Origin of the sequence: Stenotrophomonas oahuensis (assembly GCF_031834595.1) — a bacterium.
Classification (GTDB): domain Bacteria; phylum Pseudomonadota; class Gammaproteobacteria; order Xanthomonadales; family Xanthomonadaceae; genus Stenotrophomonas; species Stenotrophomonas oahuensis.
Genome location: NZ_CP115541.1, coordinates 1,993,385 through 2,012,171, shown reverse-complemented (window position 1 = coordinate 2,012,171; position 18,787 = coordinate 1,993,385). Strand labels below are relative to the sequence as shown.

The window sequence follows — 18,787 nt, the reverse complement described above, 5'->3', positions numbered from 1 at the left end:
CTGCCTTTCAGGTAGCAGCGCGATTCTTGTCTTGAGCCGTTGCACGCAACGGGTTGAAGGCGCTGAGTGTCAGCGCCCCTTTCCGTAAACCTTTTCCGCCATGTCGGCCAGGGCTTCCAACGCATTTGCGCGATTGGCGTAGCGATTCATGAAGCACGACAGCCCTTCGCCTACGGGGCCGTTCTTCTCCTTATCACCGCAGTTGATGTTGGTGTAACGCATGTACTCCGCCTGCCAGTTGCCAACCTCGTCCTTGAAGTAGCCGTCTGGACCCGCGTTGATCCGGGCCAGGGCAGCGCGCAGTCGTGCCTCCTGGAAGGAGAATTCCTCGTCCTGGCAATCCTTGATCTCAGGCATGACTGCGTCACTCGCCTCGATGCAGGCACCGTACTGAGGACGGAAATCTGCGACGTTGTAGGAATCGTCCAGGCCCGGGTCCATGTCCTCGTCGCTGATCGTCTCCGCGGCAGGTGCCGAGGACGTCTGCGGAGCGGCGGCGGCAGGATGGGCGGCAACCAGCCCGAGGCAAAGTGCCAGCAACGCAGCACAGCAGGCGGCTGCGCTCATCGCCGGATTCGAGGTATTCAAGTTCACGTTCCGCTTCTCCCTGCGTAATGCCTGGCCCTGTCGGGGCGCACGGCGGTAGTTGAGCATCCATTCTGCACAGCGGTTCGTTACCGCCCGGCGATACGGCTTCCACGCCCGGTCGGCAACCGTCCCCACGGCTGCGCTGAGGCGATTGTACGGGATGGGCGTCAATTTGATGACGCTGGGCTGCCGCGCCGGTTTTTCCATCATTCATATCAGTCACTTACAGGCGATCTTCATGGCCTGTCACGGGGGATGTGCACAATGGGCCCGGTCCACCCAGCCCTGTCACCATGCGCAGCACCCGCCCTTCCCGCTTCGACCCCACCACCGAACAGGGCGTGCTGAGCCTGTCGATTGCGGCCTCGTTTGCGATGGCGGCGGCGGCGGTGGCCTTCGGGCTGCTGGCCAATTCGTCGCTGATCATCTTCGACGGCATCTACGGCCTGATCGACGTGGTGATGACCTGGCTGTCGCTGCTGGTCGTGCGCCTGATCAGCCTGTCCACCAATGTGGATGCGCTGCAGTCCCGCTTGAACCAGCGCTTTACCATGGGCTTCTGGCACCTGGAGCCCATCGTGCTGGGGGTCAGCGGCACGCTGATGATCGGGGCGGCGCTGTATGCGGCGGTCAATGCGGTGGACGCGCTGATGTCCGGCGGACGCCATATCGCGCTGGGGCCGGCGATTGTGTTCGCGGTGCTGTCGATCATTGCCGAGAGTGCGCTGGCGATCTTCGTGCGGCGGGCGAACCGGCGCATCGGCTCGGAGTTCGTGGGGCTGGATGCGAAGAACTGGATGGTGGCGGCAGCAATGTCCGGTGCCTACCTGCTGGCGTTTGGCGGCGGCTGGCTGCTGCGTGGTACCGAATGGGCATGGGTGGTGCCGTATATCGATCCGGCCATCCTGCTGGTGGTGTGCGCGTTCGTGGTGCTTGCTCCGCTGGGCACGGTGCGGCGGGCGCTGTCGGACATCCTGCTGATCACGCCGGTGGGTTTGCAGGCGCATGTGGATGAGGTGGCGCGGGCGGTGGTGGCCAAGCATGGCTTCATTGAACACCGCAGCTATGTGGCCAAGGTGGGGCGCGGCGATCAGATCGAGCTGTTCTTTGTGGTACCGGAGAATGACCCGCCGCGTGCGCTGGTGGAATGGGACCGGCTACGTGATGAGATCGGTGAGGCGTTGGGGGAGGAATCGCCGGATCGGTGGTTGACGATCATGTTCACGACGGATCGGGAGTGGACGATCTGAGGCTGGGTGTCCGACGGGGTCAGATTTGATCCCGCACAACGGTAGGATGCAATTTGTTGCATTCGGGATGGTGCAGGCGCTGCATTAGCTTCGATCCGGCGCGATGAATCCGCATCGCGCTTGATCAAGGGAGTGAATGCTATGAGGTTGATCGTTCCAGCAATGCTCGCGCTTGTACTGGCAGCCAGTGCCACCGGTGTGGCGGTAGCGAAAGCGCCATCAAGCGCCACCGTCGTCGTCAACCACACGTGGGCAGCAAACCAGAACGAGGGGCAAAAAGTACTCGCATGGGTCTCGAAGCATGCGCCCCGGTTTCCACCGCTGAGCGGCGCAAGCGTGGTCTCGGTAGAAAGAATCCAGCACTTCCCTCTCACCCAGCGCAACACCCCGACGCCACCCGGCGGGCTGCCGGACTCAGGCTACCCGGGTGAGGTCTATAGCGTGGAGAACACGCTGCCGGACGGCACGATGCAGTCGTGGACGTTCCAGTGGACCGAACCTTCCACCGGTCACGGTGGGCACTGGGTAATGACCGGCTACGCGTACAAGAAGGGCGACGATCCGCTCAACATCCAGTAACCCGTCCCGCCGTGGCGGCCTCTCACGCCGTCACGGCAGCCCTGGTTTCCACACCCTGCTTCCACTGCCGCGGCGACTGCCCGGTCTGCGCCTTGAACGCGCGCGACAGCGCCGCCTCGCTGCCATAGCCCACATCCATCGCGATGCGCTTGAGCGGCTGCCCTTTGCGCAGCGCCTGCTGCACCAGCCGGGTACGCCAGCCCTGCAGGTAGTGGCCCGGCGTGCTGCCGATGGTGTCGCGGAAACTGTCGGCGAAGGCACTGCGCGACATGCCCGCACGCTGGGCGAGACTTTCCAGCGTCCACTCTTCGGCCGGCGCTTCGTGCATCGCGACCAGCGCGTGGCGCAGACGGGGATGTGCCATGCCAGCAAGCAGGCCGACGCGCAGCTGACCGTTCTCCATCAGCACGCGCAGCACCTGGATCAGCACGATTTCGAACAAGCGGTCCAGCAGCGCCTGGCGACCGCAGCGCTGTGCGAAGGCTTCTTCGAACAGCACCTCCAGAATCGGCGCGCCGCCGTACAGCTCCTTCAGCGGCAGGCAGATCACCGGTGGCAAGGCGTTGACGATGGGGTTGTTGATGCCGCCTTCGAACTGCACGTGGGCACAGGCGGTTCCTGCGCCGGTGCTGGGATCTACGACCAGGCGATGCGCGTGGGCACGGGGATAGAGCAGGATGCTGGGCTGGTCGATGTCCAGCACCGAACCGTCCTGATGCTTCACCTGGATGCGGCCGTCGCGGATGAGGTGCAGCTGGCCGCGCTCACCGTCGCCGGGCAGATCGTTGGTGCCGGTCAGCGCGCCCGTGTGAAAAACCTCGGCACGGACCGCGAAGCGGCTGAGCAGGGATTGAAGGCGGTCGACCATGGCGGACTCCAGATCAAGTTTTCTGGACGCCATGTTGCCACACGTCCACCCATTGCGGGCAAAGTACACCTCAACAACGGTTCACCCCTTCACAGCCAGGAGATATCCCATGTCGATTGAAAAGGTTCTGTACACCGCCCAGGCCACCGCAACCGGCGGTCGCGAAGGCCGCGCCGTCTCGTCGGACAACGTGCTGGACGTGCAGCTGTCCACCCCGCGCGAGCTGGGCGGTGCCGGCGGCACGGGCACCAACCCGGAGCAGCTGTTCGCAGCTGGCTACTCGGCCTGCTTCCTGGGCGCGCTGAAGTTCGTGGCGGGTCAGGCCAAGGTCGCACTGCCGGCCGAGACGCAGATCACCGGTCGCGTGGGCATCGGTCAGATTCCGACCGGCTTCGGTATTGAGGCCGAGCTGCAGATCAGCGTGCCGGGCCTGCCGCGTGAGCAGGTGGAAGAGCTGGTGCAGAAGGCGCATATCGTCTGCCCGTACTCGAATGCCACGCGTGGCAACATCGATGTGACGTTGACGATTGTTTGATGCATAAAAATGGGCGGCTGCCTGGCTTCAAGTGCTTGGCAGCCGCCCATCCCACCGCGGTGGATCCCGGGTTGCGGGATGCATTTGGGTTGTTCGTGTCACGACCAACGGTCGTGACCCACCGTTGAGTCGTGACCCACCGGTGAGTCGTGCGCGACCGGCGAGATGCCGATTGTTATTTTTCGTTGGCGATCAGCTGGACGACGCTGCTGAAGTCCAGCTTGCCGCGGCCGGCCTGGTGGTTCATGGAGTACAGGTTGCGGGCGAGTTCGCCGAGCGGGATGGAGGCACCTACGCTCATGGCGGCCTCTACGGCCAGGCCCATGTCCTTGAGCATGAGGTCGCTGCCGAAGCCGCCGCTGTAGCCGCGCGAAGCCGGCGCATTTTCCAGCACGCCCGGCCACGGGTTGCACACTTCAGTGGCCCAGCTGCGGCCGGTGCTGACCGCCATCATCTGCGAGAGCACCTTCGGGTCCAGTCCGTGGGCGACGCCCAGGGCGATGGACTCACCGGTGACCGCCATGATCACGCCCAGTGCCATGTTGTTGCACAGCTTGGCGACCTGACCGGCACCGCTGGCACCGACATGGAAGATGTTCTTGCCCATGGCCTGCAGCAGCGGGCGGGCACGTTCCAGCGCATCGGCTTCGCCACCGACAATGAAGGTCAGCGTGCCGGCCGCTGCGCCGGCGGTGCCGCCAGAGACGGGGGCGTCGAGCATCTGCAGGCCGCGCGCGGCGGCGGCTTCAGACACCTTGCGTGCGGTGGCCGGCGCGATCGTGCTGCAATCGATCACCAGCGCGCCGCCTGGAATGTCGGCCAGCACGCCGTCTTCGCCCAGGTACACGCCTTCCACATGGCGGCTGGCCGGCAGCATGCTGATGACCACTTCGGCGTCAGTCAGCGTATCCAGTGCGGAGGTGGCGGCGGTGGCACCGGCGTCCACGGCAGCCTGCACGGCGGCCGGCACCAGGTCGAACACGCGCACGGCATGGCCGGCCTTGGCCAGGTTGGCGGCCATCGGGCCGCCCATGTTGCCCAGCCCAATGAATGCAATACGGCTCATGCAAGGCTCCTTTCAGTAACGGTGGCACCGAGGTCGGCCAGCGGATGCGCGGCGTCGTCCCACGGCGAAACGAAGAAGGTCTGCGCCCAGGCCGGGGTGGCCTCGGCCAGGGTGGCCGGCTGCCATTTCGGGCTGCGGTCCTTGTCGATCAGCAGCGCGCGGATGCCTTCGGCGAAGTCGCCGTGGGCGGCGCTGTGCAGCGCGGCGACGTACTCGAAGCGGTACACGTCGGCCAGCAAAGCACCTTCGGCACGCTTCTGCAGTTCCCAGGCCAGCCGTGCCGAACCGGGGGCTCCGGCGGCGAGGGTGGCCTGCGCGGTCTGCAACCAGGGATCTTCGGTCTTCAGCGCGCTGATGGCGGCGACGACATCGGCGACATCGGCACCCTCGCACAGTGCGTCGATGCTGGCCGCGTTGCGCAGCAGCGGGCCGGTGGCGGCGTCACTGGCGTGCTGCTGCAGCAGGGTACTGAGCTGGGCGTGGTTGCGCTGGGCGTCATCGCTCCAGTGCACGCCGGCCAGTGCGTCGAACACGGCCGGGCGGTTGGCTTCGGCGATGTGGATGTCGGCCAGACCCGCGTAGATGGCATCACCCGCATTGAGCGTGGCACCGGTGAGGGCGAGGAACAGCCCGCCCTTGCCCGGCACGCGCGGCAGCAGCCAGCTGCCGCCGACATCGGGGAACAGGCCGACAGTGATCTCCGGGAACGCCAGCTTGCTGCGCTCGCTGACCACGCGGTGGCTGGCACCGGACATCAGGCCGATGCCACCGCCCATGACGATGCCGTGGCCCCAACACAGGATCGGCTTGGGATACGTGTGGATGGCGTAGTCGACGCGGTATTCGACGTCGAAGAACTCCGCCGCGTAGGCGTTATCGCGCACGTCGGTGCTGCCGTCGGCACGGTAGGCCTGCATGCTCTTGTACAGGCTGTGCAGGTCGCCACCGGCGCAGAAGGCTTTCTCGCCCGCACCCTGCAGCACCACCAGCGCGATGCCGGCATCGTCGGCCCAGGCCTGCAGGCGCTCCAGCAGCAGATGCGCCATCGGCAGCGAGAACCCGTTGAGGGTGCGCGGTGCATTCAACGTGGCGATGCCGATGCGCATGCCGTTGGCGGCGCTGCGCTCTTCGAACAGCACCGGGGCCTCGTCCATCGACGGCGCGCTGCTCATGCGTTTTTCCACTGCGGTGCGCGCTTTTCCAGGAAGGCATTCACGCCTTCGGCCTGGTCAGCACGGTCGAACAGATCGACGAAGGCCTCACGCTCGGCCACCAGTGCAGCGGCGTGCGAACCGGTGCGGGTGAACTGCACCAGGGTCTTGCAGGCCGCGATGCTGGTCGGGCTCTGCTTCTCGGCCTTGTGCGCCCACTCCAGCGCCAGTGCCTTGGCCGCACCCTTGGCCACTTTCTCTTCTGCCAGGCCGATACGCAGCGCGGTATCGGCGTCGATGCGCTCGCCGAGCAGGATCATGCGCTTGGCCCAGCCCTCACCAACCAGACGGGTGAGGTTCTGGGTGCCGCCGGCGCACGGCAGCAGGCCGACGGTGGCCTCCGGCAGCGCCACCTGGGCGTGGTCTTCGATGATGCGCAGGTCGCAGGCCAGCGCGCATTCCAGCCCGCCGCCCATGGCATAGCCATTGATGGCGGCGATGGAGACGCCACGGAAGCCGGACAGCGCTTCGAAGGCTTCGCCGAAACGGCGTGCGGCTTCGCGTGCGGCGGCCTTGTCGCCGGAGGCGAACTGCTTGAGGTCGGCACCGGCGGAGAAGAACTTCTCACCGCCACCGGTGATCACCAGGGCGTAGATGTCCTTGTCGGCATTCAGCGCGCCAACCAGGTCACGCAGCGCGGACAGGCTGTGCACGGTCCAGGTGTGCGCCGGCGGATTGTCCAGCGTCACCACGGCGACGTGGCCATCGGCCTCGACCTTCAGGCCGGTGTGTTCGTGCTTGCGCCAATCCATCATCGCAGTTCCTCTTCGGTGTTGAGCAGGTGGCGGGCCACGATCACACGCATGATCTCGTTGGTGCCCTCCAGAATCTGATGCACGCGGCTGTCGCGCAGCAGGCGTTCAATCGGGTATTCGCGAATGTAACCGTATCCGCCGTGGATCTGCAGGGCTTCGTTGCAGACCTGGAAGCCGGCATCGGTGGCGAAGCGCTTGGCCATTGCGCACCACACGTTGGCGTCGCTGGCACCGGCATCGAGCTTGCGTGCGGCGCTGTGCACCATCTGCCGTGCGGCCACCAGCTGGGTCACCATGTCGGCGAGCTTGAACTGCAGCGCCTGGAAATCGGACAGGGTCTTGCCGAACTGGCGGCGCTCGCCCATGTAGCGGCGTGCGGCATCCAGTGCGCCCTGTGCCGCGCCCAGCGAGCAGGCGGCGATGTTGATGCGGCCGCCGTCCAGGCCCTTCATGGCCAGCTTGAAGCCACTGCCCTCTTCGCCCAGCAGGTGGTCGACCGGCACGCGCACGTTTTCGAAGGTGATGCCACGGGTGGGCTGGCTGTTCCAGCCCATCTTCTCTTCCTTGCGGCCGTAGCTGATGCCCGGCAGATCGGCCGGCACCGCAATCGCACTGATGCCGCCCGCACCGGCACCGCCGGTTCGTGCCATCACCACCAGCAGCTCGGTCGCGCCGGCACCGGAGATGAAGGCCTTGGAGCCGTTCAGCACGAAGTGGTCACCGTCCCTCACAGCGGTGGTCTTCAGCGACGCGGCGTCCGAGCCCGCGCCGGGTTCGGTCAGGCAGTACGAGGCGAGTTTGGTACCGGCCGACAGGTCGGTGCACCAGTGTGCACGCAGCCCGTCCTGGCCCCAGGTCGACACCATCCACGAAGCCATGTTGTGGATGCTGATATACGCCGCAGTGGACGGATCCACGTTGGCGAGCTCCTCGATGACGACGGCGGCGTCCAGACGGCTCAAGCCGCTGCCACCGACCTCGGGGTCCATGTACAGGCCACAGAACCCGAGTTCCCCTGCCTTGGCGATCGCCTCGCGCGGAAAGATGCCCTCCGCATCCCATCGCGCGGCGTGCGGTGCCAGTTCGGCCTGGGCGAAGTCACGTGCCGCCTCCCTATAGGCCTGCTGCGCTTCTTCGAGTTCCGTCGTCATCGAGTGGCTCATGGTGAAACTCCTGCTTACTTCAGGCTGATCGTGGTGTTGACGCCATGACCCAGCGTCTCGTCGTCGAACCAGCGCGAGGTGATCGTCTTGGTCTGGGTGTAGAACATCACCACCTGCTTGCCATACGGACCCAGGTCGCCCAGCTTGGACGCACGCGAACCGGTGAACGAGAACAGCGGCACCGGCACCGGGATCGGCACGTTGATACCAACCTGGCCGACGTCGATGTCTTCCTGGAACTTGCGCGCGGCCGCACCAGACTGGGTGAACACGGCGGTGCCGTTGCCGTTCGGATTGGCGTTGATCAGCTCGATGGCATCTTCCAGCGTGTCCACTTCGAGGATGACCAGCACCGGCCCGAAGATTTCCTCGTCATAGATGCGCATGCCCGGCTTCACGCCAGAGAAGATGGTGGGGCCGACGAAGTTGCCCTTCTCGAAGCCATCGACCTGCGGGTTGCGGCCGTCCAGCACCAGCTTCGCGCCCTGCTCCACGCCGGAGGCGATCAACCCTTCCACGCGCTCGCGGGCGGCGCAGGAAATCACCGGACCCACATCGGTGCCGGCGACGGTGCCGCCGCTGACCTTCAGGGTCTTGGCCTTGGCGACCAGATCCGGCACCCACTCGCGGGCCTCACCGACCAGCACCAGGGTGGAGGCGGCCATGCAGCGCTGGCCGGCGGCACCGAAGGCGGCACCGACCATGGCATTGAGGCTCTGTTCCTTGTTCGCGTCCGGCAGCACCACGGCGTGGTTCTTCGCGCCCATCATGCACTGCACGCGCTTGCCGGCCAGCGAGGCGCGGTTGTACACGTGGGTGCCGACACGGGTGGAACCGACGAACGAGACGGCCTTGATGTCCGGGTGGTCGCAGATCGCGTTGACCACTTCTTCGCCACCGTGCACGACGTTGAGCACGCCCTTGGGAATGCCGGCTTCCAGCGCCAGTTCGACCAGGCGCATGGTGACCATCGGGTCCTGTTCGGACGGCTTCAGGATGAAGGTGTTGCCGGTGGCGATGGCCATCGGGAACATCCACAGCGGAATCATCGCCGGGAAGTTGAACGGGGTGATGCCGGCGCACACGCCCAGCGGCTGCAGCAGGGTGTAGGTGTCCACGCCGTTGGCGACATTGTTGGCCAGCTCGCCCAGCTGCAGGTTGCCGATGGCGGCGGCGTGCTCGACCACTTCCAGGCCGCGGAACACATCACCTTCCGCGTCGGGCAGGGTCTTGCCCTGTTCGGCGCTGAGGATGTGGGCCAGCTCGCTCATGTGCTCGCGGATCAGCTGCTGGTACTTCAGGAAGATGCGGGCGCGGGTGCCGATCGGGGTCTTGCGCCAGGTCTTGAAGGCTTCCTTGGCGGCAGCGACGGCCGCGTCCACTTCGCTCACGGTGGCGAACGGCACCTGCGCCAGGACGTCCTGGGTGGCCGGATTGACCACGTTCTGCCAGTTGGAGCTGGCCGACTCGACGAACTGGCCGTCGATCAACATGCGGATACGGGGCGCTGCAACAGTCATGACAATCCCGGCGGGTGCGAAAAGGTGATTGGCATTATTCACAGGCCAACACTCGATTTCCGGGCTGTCTGCGCTTAATCTGGCCAACGCCCGCTACGATTCTTGTGAATTTTGTGAATAGCCAGCCTCCCCTCCGCCAGATCGGCCTGCGCCTGCTCAAGCTGCGCGAGCAGCGCGGCTTCAGCCAGGCCGACCTGGCCCGGGCGCTGGGGCTGTCGGCCAGCTACCTGAACCAGATCGAGCGCAACAAGCGCCCGCTGACCCCGGCGGTGCAGCAGAAGCTGGGTGAGGTACTGGGCGACCTCGGCGCGTTGTTCGAGGACGACGAGCCGGCGGCGCTGCAGGAGGCACTGGGGCAGACCCTGCGCGACCTCGGCCTGGACAACGTCAGCAGCACCGAACTGCGCGCGATGGCCGGCAACCTGCCGCAGATCAGCCATGCCCTGCTCGACCTGCACCGCCGCCACCTGCTGCTTCGCGAGCACGCGGCGGCACTGGAGTTCCAGCTGGGCGACCCGCAGGCCGGGCAGGCGCTGCCGGCCGGTGACCAGGTGCGTGATTTCTTCAACCGCATGCACAACCACATTCCCGAGCTGGACGACCTGGCCGAGCAGCTGTTCGCCGAATGGGGGCTGGTGGCCGGGCACGTCGCGCCGCGCCTGCGCCAGCTGCTGGCCGACCGTCATGGCGTGCTGGTGGAAGTGGCTCCGCTGCAGGCCGGGCGCGAGAAGCGGGTGTATGACGGCGGCAGCCGCACGCTGTGGCTGCCGGATTACCTGGAGCCGGGCCAGCAGGCGTTCCAGATGGCGGCCGAACTAGGGCTGCTGGGCTATGCCGCGCAGATCGACGCGGTGATCGCACGTGCGGGCTTCCGCGAGCCGGAGCAGATTGCGCAGGCGCGGATCGGCATGAGCAATTACTTCGCCGGCGCGCTGGTGATGCCGTATGCACAGTTCCTGCGCGCGGCAGAACAGAGTGCGTATGACATCGACCTGCTGGCACACCGGTTCGGCGTGGGCTTCGAGGCGGTGTGCCATCGGCTGAGCACGCTGGCACGGCGCAGTGCGCCAGGGTTGCCGTTCTTTTTCATTCGCGTGGATCGCGCCGGCAACGTATCCAAGCGGCATTCGGCGACCGACTTCCACTTCTCGCAGGTGGGCGGCTCGTGTCCGCTGTGGATCGTGTACGAAGCCTTCAACCAGCCCGGGCGGGTGCTGACCCAGACGGCACGCATGCCCGATGGCCGTCGCCATTTCTGGCTGGCGCGTCAGGTCAGCAGCGGCCCGATCGGGCATGGGCAGCCGCGCAAGACCTTTGCAGTGGCGCTGGGCTGTGACCTGCAGCATGCCGAACGGCTGATCTATACACGCGGGCTGGATATCCAGAGCCCGGGCAACTCGGTGTCGATCGGACCCGGGTGCCGGGTGTGCCCGCGCGAGGACTGCATGCAGCGCGCGTTCGCGCAGTTGCCGGGGCGCGGCTAGACCGCTGTTCCTGACCTGCGGAACAGGATTCCCGAGCACACCAGACCGGCGAATCCCCCGGCGAGCGCAAAGATCATTACATCTTTCAACTCATCGGCAAGGGAGATGGCGACGACCCACTGAGCCGTGAGCAGCATGCCGAAAACACAGCCTGCCACGAGCGCCCCCCATCCCCAAAGCCAGGGTTTGAGAGCGCCGATGACCGCCCCGGTTGCCATTGCCGGGAGCGCTCCAAACAGGAAGGAAAACAGCATGGCAGGAATCACGATCCAGAGATGGAGCAGCTCGCCCTTAAGGATCACGCCAATGACCACCAAGGGCAGAACACCCAGAGGCGAGCCGAGCAGGCCGTACAAGCTTACGGCCTTCAACTGGTCCAGAACGCAGTTCCATAGGGAAGTACGTACCTTCCCGCCCTTCCTGACAAAGATCACGACCCGGAACACGGTCGCAATGCAGGGAAGAATCAGCATGAGCAGGAGGTGACCGTTGTTCATCTCGGTTCCGTAGCTGGACAGCAGGAGTATGCCCTGATCTGCGACCGGCAGCCGCCGGAACGGTGGAGAGATGGCGGTAGCGCACGACCGTTGGTCGTGCGACGCCGCAACGCGGCGCGCGTCTTGCATCGCCACTGTTCGTGCCCACCAACGGTGGGCACCTACCGGTCAATAGCTTGGCGTGACCTTCATCTGCGGTAATGGCCGCGGCGCGCCATCGGTCAGATCGGGGCCCAGGTCTTCCCACGCCTCACCCTGCTCCACCATCATCCGCCACAGCTGCTGCGACTCACGCCGCTTCTCTTCCGAGCTGAGCCGGTAAGACGGCTCCAACGGCTCACCGATGGCCACCGTCTCATACGCCGGTGCCCACGCCGCCACGCGCTGCAGTGGATCATCGGTGCGTGCGATCTCCAACGTATAGCGCTGATAGGCCGAGGCCAGGTTGCGCCAGCGGATCCAGTAGTGATTGGCGAACGAGAAATCGCAGAAACGTTCACCCGCCACACTGCCCTTGGCCGCGATGCGGCTGAGCACGGCCTGCGGCATGTCCAGATTCATGCCGCCTTCGTCGCCCTGCAACGACACGTGCACGATGCGGTCGCGGTAACCGGGCGCACGCGCCTGCAGCACGTCGCGCCAGTTCTGCATGGTGGAAACGATGGAGAACAGGAAGCCGCTCATCTCCGCCGCCGCCAGCGGCCGCGCGATGGCGTGGTAGCTGCGCTGCCAGCCATGGCGGTTCTCGGTGGGCAGGAACACTGCGGCGTTGATCGCATCCGGTGAATCCGGCGACAGACGCTCCGGCTCGGCATGACGCGGGTAGACAAGGTTGATGCCGAAGGTCGGCCAGCGCGGCAGCGCGGCGTCGAACAGGTGGATGGGGAAGTTGCTGCTGATGCCACCATCGGAGAACCAGCACACCCGGAATGCGGTAATCACCGGACCACAGCTGTGACCGCCGCTGGTGAGTCCCTCCATGCTGTCGGCGACATTGGTGTTGTCACGCGGTGGGGCCGGGTCTTCCACCGGATCGCAGCGGCGCTCGCGGCGCGCAGGCTCATGCAGCGGCACCGCACTGATCAGCAGCGGGAAGCTCAGGCTCATGCGCGTGGCGACCAGGACCGGCAGGTGTTCGCCTTCCGGCAGCCGGTAGTAGTCGACACCGTCGACGGACTGCGGCGTGCCTGCTCGCTCCACCAACCAATGCACCACACTGGCCGGGAACAGCCGTTCAAACTCCTCGCGCCGGAACCAGAACTGCGAGGCGGTGAACGGCAGCGTGCGCGGTTCGGTGTGCGACACGCAGGTGGTGATCATCTGCAGACTGACCGCATGTGCGCCGACCGGCTCACCCACGTAGCGCGGCGCGTTGTGCAGGTCGGCAAAGGTAAGCGGCTGCTCGAGCGGTTTGCCCGACAACGCCTGCAGCTGGGTGTGCAGCCAGTCGGTCAGTGCCGGTGCACTGGCATCGGCTTGCGTGGCACCGGAACAAAGCCCCAGCAGATTGCGGCGAGCCACCCGCGCCACACGTAGCGCCGAGGCCAGCACGCCCGCACCGTACGCACACAACAGCGATGGCAGCAGCGTCGCCCACACGCCGGCCATGCCACCGGCCAGCCAGCCAATGCCAAGCAGCCCCACCAGCGCGGCCAGCAGCTCCAGCGGCGCAATCGCGAACACCGCCGCCAGCAGGCACAGCACCTTGCGCGGCACGCCGGCCTTGCCGGTCAACATCACCAGCAGGCGATAAGCGGTACGTGCGCCATACACGGGCTGGAACAGGCTGTAGATGAAGCCTCGCCGCGACAGCTGGGTGCTGACGTCGGCCAGGCCGGCAAAACCAGCGTTGGGCCCCAAGGCTTCACCGGCCCGGCAACGCCGGTCGCCCATCGCGGCGGCCGCGGCCACCGCTGCGGCAATTGCCCCGGCTGAGGTGCCGCCGATGTTCTTGAACCGGTACTCGCGGGCCAGCGACAGCACCGCGTTGGGATACACGATGCCGCTGGTGATGCCGCCTTTCATGACCAGATCGCAATACTTGTCTGCCACCACACTACCCCCGCTGCCTGCGACGCCTGGATGCGCCTGTGGCCGTCCCTGGATGGGTGTGACTTGCCTGTCAGTGCCGCGCTGCAAGCGGCTGGGTTTGACGCTATATGCCCAGTATGACGAAAGCGTCTCTCACGGCCTGAGACTCCGGGCACGGATCGCGCTGTTCAGTTGATTCCTCCATGTCCCTGGGCGACCCCGTAGACTGGCCGCCCCGCTTCACGGAAGAACGCCGTACATGCAGGATCGCTTCAACACCGGGCTGGTGGTTGGCAAGTTCAGCCCGCTGCACCGAGGCCACCAGGCCCTGATCGACCATGCGCTGTCGCGCTGCGACCGGGTGCTGCTGCTGAGCTGGAGCCAGCCGGAGCTACCCGGCTGCGACGCCGCGCGTCGCGAGGCCTGGCTGCAGGCGCTGTATCCGCAGGTGGAGCGGCTGGTGCTGGATGAGGCACGGCTGGCACACCTGTGTGCGCAGCGAGGGATTGCGCCACGCCAACTGCCCGACAACCGGGACGATGACGCATCACAGCGCACGTTCGTGGCGTGGGTCTGCGCGTCGCTGTGGGACTGCCGCGTCGATGCGGTATTCACCAGCGAGCACTATGGCGATGACTTCGCGGCTGCGTTGCAGCACCATTTCAGTGGCTCAACGGGAGAGGTCTGGCCGGTCGCCCATGTCTGCCTGGATCTCGATCGACGCCATGTTCCGGTATCGGGTACTGCGCTACGCGCTGATCCCCATGGCCTGCGCCACTATCTCGATCCCCGCGTGTATGCGGACTTTGTTGGCCGCATCGGCCTGCTCGGCGGGGAATCCAGCGGCAAGACCACGCTGGCAACTGCGCTGGCGCACCGCCTGAAGACGCACTGGGCGGCGGAGTTTGGCCGCGAGCACTGGGAAGCGAAAGCCGGTGCGCTGGACTACGACGACCTGCTGCACATCGCACAGGTTCAGGTGCAACGCGAGAACGCGCTGGCGGCAACGGCGGATCGATGGCTGGTGTGCGACACCACGCCACTCACCACCCTGCTCTACTGCCAGGACATGTTCGACAGGGCCGAGGCTGAGCTACATGCGCTGGCAGAGCGTCCCTATGCGCACCTGTTCATGTGCGCACCGGACTTTCCGTTTGTGCAGGATGGAACGCGTCGCGACGACGCATTCCGGCACGCCCAGCACGACGCCTATGTGCGATGGCTCTCCACGCAGCAGCGGCCGTTCACCCTGCTGACCGGCTCGCTGCAGCAGCGCATCGAACAGGTGCTCGATGCGCTGGGCTGAACACGCGTATGGCCGCGTCAGCGCGCCAGGCGCTCCGCGCGGGCGCAGGCCGCAGCGGTAAACACGACGTCGGACGACGAGTTCAGCGCGGTTTCCGCCGAATCCTGGACCACGCCGACCACGAAGCCGACCGCCACCACCTGCATGGCCACGCTGTCCTCGATACCGAACAGGCCACAGGCCAGCGGCACCAGCAGCAGCGAGCCGCCCGGCACGCCGGAGGCCCCGCAGGCTCCGATGGCCGCCACCACGCTCAGCAGCAACGCGGTGGGCAGGTCGACCTGGATACCCAGCGTATGCACCGCCGCCAGGGTGAGCACCGAGATGGTGATTGCCGCGCCGGCCATGTTGATCGTGGCCCCCAGCGGAATGGCCACCGAATAGGTACCCTCATGCAGACCCAGACGCTTGCACAGGGCGAGATTGACCGGGATGTTTGCGGCCGAGGAGCGGGTGAAGAATGCAGTAATGCCGCTTTCGCGCAGGCAGGTCAGCACCAGCGGATAGGGATTGCGACGGGTCACGAGGAACACGATCAGCGGGTTGGCCAGCAGCGCCACCGCCAGCATGGCCCCCAGCAGCACCGCCAGCAGGCGCGCGTAGTCGGCCAGCGCGCCGAGGCCGGACCCTGCAATGGTCGAGGCAACGATGCCGAACACGCCGATCGGGGCCAGAACGATCACCCACTGCACGACGCGGGTAAAGGCAGCAGAGACATCGGCCAGCATGGCGCGGGTGGCCTCGCCGGCGTGGCGCAATGCCAGCCCCAGGCCCACGCCCCAGGCCAATACGCCGATGTAGTTGGCCTTGACCAGCGCGTTGACCGGGTTGTCCACGATCTGCAGCAGCAGCGTGTGCAGCACCGAGCCGATGCCGCTGGGCGCGGCCTGCGCGGCAGTTCCGGCCGCCTTGAGTACCAGCGTGGTCGGGAACAGGAAGCTGGCGGCGACGCCGACCAGCGAGGCGGCCACGGTGGCCAGCAGATACAGCATCAGCACCGGCCGCATGTGGGTGCCGCCACCGCGATGACCGGCAATGGAGGCCACCACCAGAACCAGCACGAGCACCGGCGCGACCGCCTTCAGGGCGCTGATGAAGACTTCCCCCAGCAGACCGAGCGCCAGCGCGGTGGGCGGATGTGCCACGCCAATCACGATGCCCAGCAGCAGGCCGATGACGATGCGGGTGACAAGGGAAGTACGGCGAAGGAAGGCAGGTACGACAGTCATGCAGGGATCACGTACGAAGCAGGAACCGTATGGTGCCTGCAATTGCCGCCGCGTGCAGGCCGCGCGTCGCGCTTGGCCCGCTGAACAGGCACAATCGGTCTGACCTCGCATTGCCAGGAAGGCTGATGACCTCTCGACGTCGCTTCATTGCCAGCTGCAGCAGCGTGGCCTTGCTGGGCGCCTGCACGCGTCAGGCTGCGCCGACCGTGAATGACATCAGCCAGCTGGAGCCCACCGAGGTGGCCGCGGTGGTGCCGATCCGCCATACCGCTGAGGTGTCCGCCGCGCTGGAGCGGCACACCGGCACCGTCTGCGTGGCCGGCGCGCGCTTCAGCATGGGCGGGCAGACCAGTGCTCAGCAGGCTTTGCAGTTGGACATGAGCACCTGCAATCAACTGGTGTTCCTGGACGTGCCCGGCAAGGTGGTGCGGGTGCAGGCCGGCATGCGCTGGCGTGCACTGCAGGAGCAGCTGGACCGCCACGGGCTGGCAGTGAAGGTGATGCAGAGCTTCAGCAACTTCAGCGTGGGCGGCTCGGTATCGGTCAACTGCCATGGACGTTACGTCGGCAGCGGCAGCATCGCCGGCAGCGTGCGCGCCCTGCAGATCGTGCTGCGTTCGGGAGAAGTGCTGGAGGCCTCGCGCACTCACAACAGCGACCTGTTCCGCGCCGCGCTGGGCGGCTACGGTCTGCTGGGGGTCATCACCGAGGTGGAGCTGGACGTCGTCGACAATGTGTCCATGGCCCGGCATACCCAGCGCATGTCGCTGGATGCTTACGTTGACTGGTTCGGCGAACACGTGCTGGCCGATCCACGCGCAATCATGCACAACGCCGACCTGATGCCGCCGGATTTCAATTCACCGCTGGCGGTGACCTGGTATCGCACGGACGCTGCGTTGACCGATACGGCGCGGCTGGTGCCGGTCGGGGCGCACTACGGCACCGAGCAGAACCTGATCTGGGCGGTGTCCGAACTGCCGGGCGGTGCGCAGCTGCGCGAGCAACTGGTGGTGGAGAAGACCCTGCGCGAGCCCCGGGTGGTTCTTCGCAATCTTGAGGCCAGCCTGGACGTGGCCGCGCTGGAGCCGCGCACGCGCAGCATGTCCACCTACCTGTTGCAGGAGTACTTCATTCCGATTGCCCACTTCCGCACCTTCGCGCGAATGCTGGCGAACATATTGAAGGCGCATCAGGTCAACGCGTTGAACGTTTCGATTCGTCACGCACCAGCAGATCCGTTGGCGGTGATGTCGTGGGCGCGCGAGGACGTGTTCTGCTTTGTGCTGTACCACAAGCAACGAAGACTGCCGTGGTCGGATGACCGCGCCGCCGAGTGGACACGTGCACTGATCGACGCGGCCTTGCTGTGCGGCGGGTGCCACTACCTGCCCTACCGGCCGCATGCGACGCTGGACCAGTTCCAACGCGCCTACCCGCAGTGGCCCGAACTGGTGGCGCGCAAGCGCAGGTACGACCCGCGCCTGCAGCTGGTGAACCACCTGTGGCAGCGCTACCTCGGACCGTTGGCCGGCGCTTGACGTGCTGAACAGGAGGCGTAGCATTGCCTTCAAGCCAAGGGACAGACCCGCGGCACTCACAACGACATGAGGGATTCTCATGGAATTCGACTATCTCGTCTTCATCGGGCGTTTCGAGCCCTTTCATAACGGCCACGCTGCCGTTGCCCGCCTGGCCCTGAGCCGGGCCCGCAAGCTGATCTTCCTGGTCGGCTCTGCCGATATCCCACGCAGCCTGCGCAATCCCTGGACGGTGGCCGAACGCGCCGTGATGATCCAGGCCGCTCTTGATGGCAGCACTGATCGTCTGATCATCCAGCCGCTGCGCGACCACCTGTACAACGAAGCACAGTGGATTGCCGGCGTGCAGCGCAACGTGGCTGAAGCCCTGCGTGCAGACGGTGCCGCCGCCGATGCCAAGGTTGGCCTGGTGGGCATGGACAAGGACGCATCGAGCTACTACCTGCGCGAGTTTCCGCAATGGCCGCTGGTGGATGTGCAGCACACCGCCACGCTGTCAGCCACCGAGCTGCGCCGCTACCTGTTTGAAGCCGGCGATGTGGACTTCCACGGTGCCCTGTTGATGCTGCGTGGCAATGTGCCGGCCCCGGTGTACGACATGCTGGAGGCATTCCGCAAAAGCTCACCGGCTTACGACCAGCTGGTCGCCGAGTACCGCTTCATCGAACAGTACAAGGCCGCCTGGAAAGACGCGCCGTATGCACCCACCTTCGTCACCACCGATGCGGTGGTGGTGCACTCGGGTCATGTGCTGCTGGTGCGCCGCCGCTCGGAACCGGGCAAGGGCCTGTGGGCGCTGCCGGGCGGCTTCGTCGGCCAGGACCAGACCCTGCTCGACAGCTGCCTGCGCGAGCTGCGCGAGGAAACCCGGCTGAAGCTGCCGCTGCCCGTGCTGAAGGGTTCGCTGAAGGGCCAGCAGGTGTTCGACCACCCCGAACGCAGCCAGCGTGGCCGCACCATCACCCACGCCTTCCACTTCGAGTTCCCGGCCGGTGAGCTGCCGCCGGTGCGCGGTGGCGACGATGCCGACAAGGCGCGCTGGTTCCCGGTCAGCGAGGCGCTGGACATGGGGGCCCGGCTGTACGAAGACCACCTGCACATTCTGGAGTACTTCCTGGGTCGCGGCTGAGCCCGACCTGGTTCCATCACCGGCGGATAGACCGC

Annotated in this window: 17 protein-coding genes; 7 read left to right on the top strand and 10 right to left on the bottom strand. The window is 66.0% G+C overall.

Annotated elements, in window-relative coordinates:
* Window positions 1-69: 69 nt before the first annotated feature.
* Complete coding sequence (locus tag PDM29_RS08710; protein WP_311193449.1) at window positions 70-798, bottom strand: hypothetical protein; 729 nt, start codon at window positions 796-798, stop codon at window positions 70-72.
* An 83-nt stretch (window positions 799-881) separates the two neighbouring features.
* Between PDM29_RS08710 and PDM29_RS08705 the strand changes: the two genes are divergently transcribed.
* Both PDM29_RS08705 and PDM29_RS08700 read left to right on the top strand, forming a co-directional pair.
* Window positions 882-1,838 carry a cation diffusion facilitator family transporter gene (locus PDM29_RS08705; RefSeq protein WP_311193448.1) on the top strand — a complete coding sequence of 319 codons (957 nt, stop codon included), beginning with the start codon at window positions 882-884 and terminating at the stop codon, window positions 1,836-1,838.
* Between the two features lie 141 nt (window positions 1,839-1,979).
* Window positions 1,980-2,417: a hypothetical protein gene (locus PDM29_RS08700; protein WP_311193447.1), complete on the top strand. Its 438-nt coding sequence runs from the start codon at window positions 1,980-1,982 to the stop codon at window positions 2,415-2,417.
* 22 nt (window positions 2,418-2,439) lie between these two features.
* On the opposite strand, the gene PDM29_RS08695 is transcribed toward PDM29_RS08700, so the two are convergent.
* Window positions 2,440-3,285: an AraC family transcriptional regulator gene (locus PDM29_RS08695; RefSeq protein ID WP_311193446.1), complete on the bottom strand. Its 846-nt coding sequence runs from the start codon at window positions 3,283-3,285 to the stop codon at window positions 2,440-2,442.
* A gap of 109 nt (window positions 3,286-3,394) precedes the next feature.
* Between PDM29_RS08695 and PDM29_RS08690 the strand changes: the two genes are divergently transcribed.
* Window positions 3,395-3,820 (top strand): organic hydroperoxide resistance protein, encoded by a 426-nt coding sequence (locus tag PDM29_RS08690; RefSeq protein WP_311193445.1) that lies wholly within the window; start codon window positions 3,395-3,397, stop codon window positions 3,818-3,820.
* 175 nt (window positions 3,821-3,995) lie between these two features.
* Here PDM29_RS08690 and mmsB read toward each other — a convergent pair whose 3' ends face one another.
* From mmsB to PDM29_RS08665, 5 genes are read right to left on the bottom strand one after another with little or no spacing between them, the layout of a single operon-like run.
* The gene (gene mmsB / locus PDM29_RS08685; protein WP_311193444.1) at window positions 3,996-4,886 is read right to left on the bottom strand and encodes a 3-hydroxyisobutyrate dehydrogenase; all 891 of its coding nucleotides are present in this window, start codon (window positions 4,884-4,886) and stop codon (window positions 3,996-3,998) included.
* A complete protein-coding gene (locus PDM29_RS08680; RefSeq protein ID WP_311193443.1) occupies window positions 4,883-6,058 on the bottom strand; it encodes an enoyl-CoA hydratase/isomerase family protein in 1,176 nt (391 codons plus the stop codon). Before PDM29_RS08680 ends, mmsB begins: the two co-directional genes overlap by 4 nt.
* Window positions 6,055-6,852, bottom strand: coding sequence for an enoyl-CoA hydratase (locus tag PDM29_RS08675; RefSeq protein WP_311193442.1), 798 nt, complete (start codon window positions 6,850-6,852; stop codon window positions 6,055-6,057). Before PDM29_RS08675 ends, PDM29_RS08680 begins: the two co-directional genes overlap by 4 nt.
* Window positions 6,849-8,015, bottom strand: coding sequence for an acyl-CoA dehydrogenase family protein (locus PDM29_RS08670; RefSeq protein ID WP_311193441.1), 1,167 nt, complete (start codon window positions 8,013-8,015; stop codon window positions 6,849-6,851). Before PDM29_RS08670 ends, PDM29_RS08675 begins: the two co-directional genes overlap by 4 nt.
* A 14-nt stretch (window positions 8,016-8,029) precedes the next feature.
* Window positions 8,030-9,535: a CoA-acylating methylmalonate-semialdehyde dehydrogenase gene (locus PDM29_RS08665; protein ID WP_311193440.1), complete on the bottom strand. Its 1,506-nt coding sequence runs from the start codon at window positions 9,533-9,535 to the stop codon at window positions 8,030-8,032.
* Between the two features lie 113 nt (window positions 9,536-9,648).
* Between PDM29_RS08665 and PDM29_RS08660 the strand changes: the two genes are divergently transcribed.
* Entirely contained in the window at window positions 9,649-11,019 is a 1,371-nt protein-coding gene (locus tag PDM29_RS08660) for a helix-turn-helix domain-containing protein (protein WP_311193439.1), read from the top strand.
* Here the strand turns inward: PDM29_RS08660 and PDM29_RS08655 are convergent.
* Both PDM29_RS08655 and PDM29_RS08650 read right to left on the bottom strand, forming a co-directional pair.
* Complete coding sequence (locus tag PDM29_RS08655) at window positions 11,016-11,516, bottom strand: hypothetical protein (protein WP_311193438.1); 501 nt, start codon at window positions 11,514-11,516, stop codon at window positions 11,016-11,018. The two genes, PDM29_RS08660 and PDM29_RS08655, sit on opposite strands and share 4 nt — an antisense overlap.
* 168 nt (window positions 11,517-11,684) lie before the next feature.
* Window positions 11,685-13,541, bottom strand: a complete 1,857-nt coding sequence (locus PDM29_RS08650) for a patatin-like phospholipase family protein (protein WP_311193437.1) — start codon at window positions 13,539-13,541, stop codon at window positions 11,685-11,687.
* Between the two features lie 265 nt (window positions 13,542-13,806).
* Here PDM29_RS08650 and PDM29_RS08645 point away from each other — a divergent pair, with 265 nt between their 5' ends.
* On the top strand, window positions 13,807-14,853 hold the full coding sequence (locus tag PDM29_RS08645; RefSeq protein WP_311193436.1) for an AAA family ATPase: 1,047 nt from the start codon (window positions 13,807-13,809) through the stop codon (window positions 14,851-14,853).
* A gap of 17 nt (window positions 14,854-14,870) precedes the next feature.
* Here PDM29_RS08645 and sstT read toward each other — a convergent pair whose 3' ends face one another.
* Entirely contained in the window at window positions 14,871-16,082 is a 1,212-nt protein-coding gene (gene sstT, locus PDM29_RS08640; RefSeq protein WP_311193435.1) for a serine/threonine transporter SstT, read from the bottom strand.
* A 125-nt stretch (window positions 16,083-16,207) separates the two neighbouring features.
* On the opposite strand from sstT, the gene PDM29_RS08635 reads away from it, so the two are divergent.
* Both PDM29_RS08635 and PDM29_RS08630 read left to right on the top strand, forming a co-directional pair.
* Window positions 16,208-17,623 (top strand): FAD-binding oxidoreductase, encoded by a 1,416-nt coding sequence (locus PDM29_RS08635; protein ID WP_311193434.1) that lies wholly within the window; start codon window positions 16,208-16,210, stop codon window positions 17,621-17,623.
* 79 nt (window positions 17,624-17,702) lie between these two features.
* Window positions 17,703-18,752, top strand: a complete 1,050-nt coding sequence (locus PDM29_RS08630; protein WP_425508733.1) for a bifunctional nicotinamide-nucleotide adenylyltransferase/Nudix hydroxylase — start codon at window positions 17,703-17,705, stop codon at window positions 18,750-18,752.
* Window positions 18,753-18,787: the final 35 nt, after the last annotated feature.

Coding starts and splice junctions, on each gene's coding strand:
- PDM29_RS08710 (WP_311193449.1), bottom strand. CDS start 798: ATGATGGAAAAACCGGCGCGGCAGCCCAGCGTCATCAAATTGACGCCC.
- PDM29_RS08705 (WP_311193448.1), top strand. CDS start 882: ATGCGCAGCACCCGCCCTTCCCGCTTCGACCCCACCACCGAACAGGGC.
- PDM29_RS08700 (WP_311193447.1), top strand. CDS start 1,980: ATGAGGTTGATCGTTCCAGCAATGCTCGCGCTTGTACTGGCAGCCAGT.
- PDM29_RS08695 (WP_311193446.1), bottom strand. CDS start 3,285: ATGGTCGACCGCCTTCAATCCCTGCTCAGCCGCTTCGCGGTCCGTGCC.
- PDM29_RS08690 (WP_311193445.1), top strand. CDS start 3,395: ATGTCGATTGAAAAGGTTCTGTACACCGCCCAGGCCACCGCAACCGGC.
- mmsB (WP_311193444.1), bottom strand. CDS start 4,886: ATGAGCCGTATTGCATTCATTGGGCTGGGCAACATGGGCGGCCCGATG.
- PDM29_RS08680 (WP_311193443.1), bottom strand. CDS start 6,058: ATGAGCAGCGCGCCGTCGATGGACGAGGCCCCGGTGCTGTTCGAAGAG.
- PDM29_RS08675 (WP_311193442.1), bottom strand. CDS start 6,852: ATGATGGATTGGCGCAAGCACGAACACACCGGCCTGAAGGTCGAGGCC.
- PDM29_RS08670 (WP_311193441.1), bottom strand. CDS start 8,015: ATGAGCCACTCGATGACGACGGAACTCGAAGAAGCGCAGCAGGCCTAT.
- PDM29_RS08665 (WP_311193440.1), bottom strand. CDS start 9,535: ATGACTGTTGCAGCGCCCCGTATCCGCATGTTGATCGACGGCCAGTTC.
- PDM29_RS08655 (WP_311193438.1), bottom strand. CDS start 11,516: ATGAACAACGGTCACCTCCTGCTCATGCTGATTCTTCCCTGCATTGCG.
- PDM29_RS08650 (WP_311193437.1), bottom strand. CDS start 13,541: ATGAAAGGCGGCATCACCAGCGGCATCGTGTATCCCAACGCGGTGCTG.
- PDM29_RS08645 (WP_311193436.1), top strand. CDS start 13,807: ATGCAGGATCGCTTCAACACCGGGCTGGTGGTTGGCAAGTTCAGCCCG.
- sstT (WP_311193435.1), bottom strand. CDS start 16,082: ATGACTGTCGTACCTGCCTTCCTTCGCCGTACTTCCCTTGTCACCCGC.
- PDM29_RS08635 (WP_311193434.1), top strand. CDS start 16,208: ATGACCTCTCGACGTCGCTTCATTGCCAGCTGCAGCAGCGTGGCCTTG.
- PDM29_RS08630 (WP_425508733.1), top strand. CDS start 17,703: ATGGAATTCGACTATCTCGTCTTCATCGGGCGTTTCGAGCCCTTTCAT.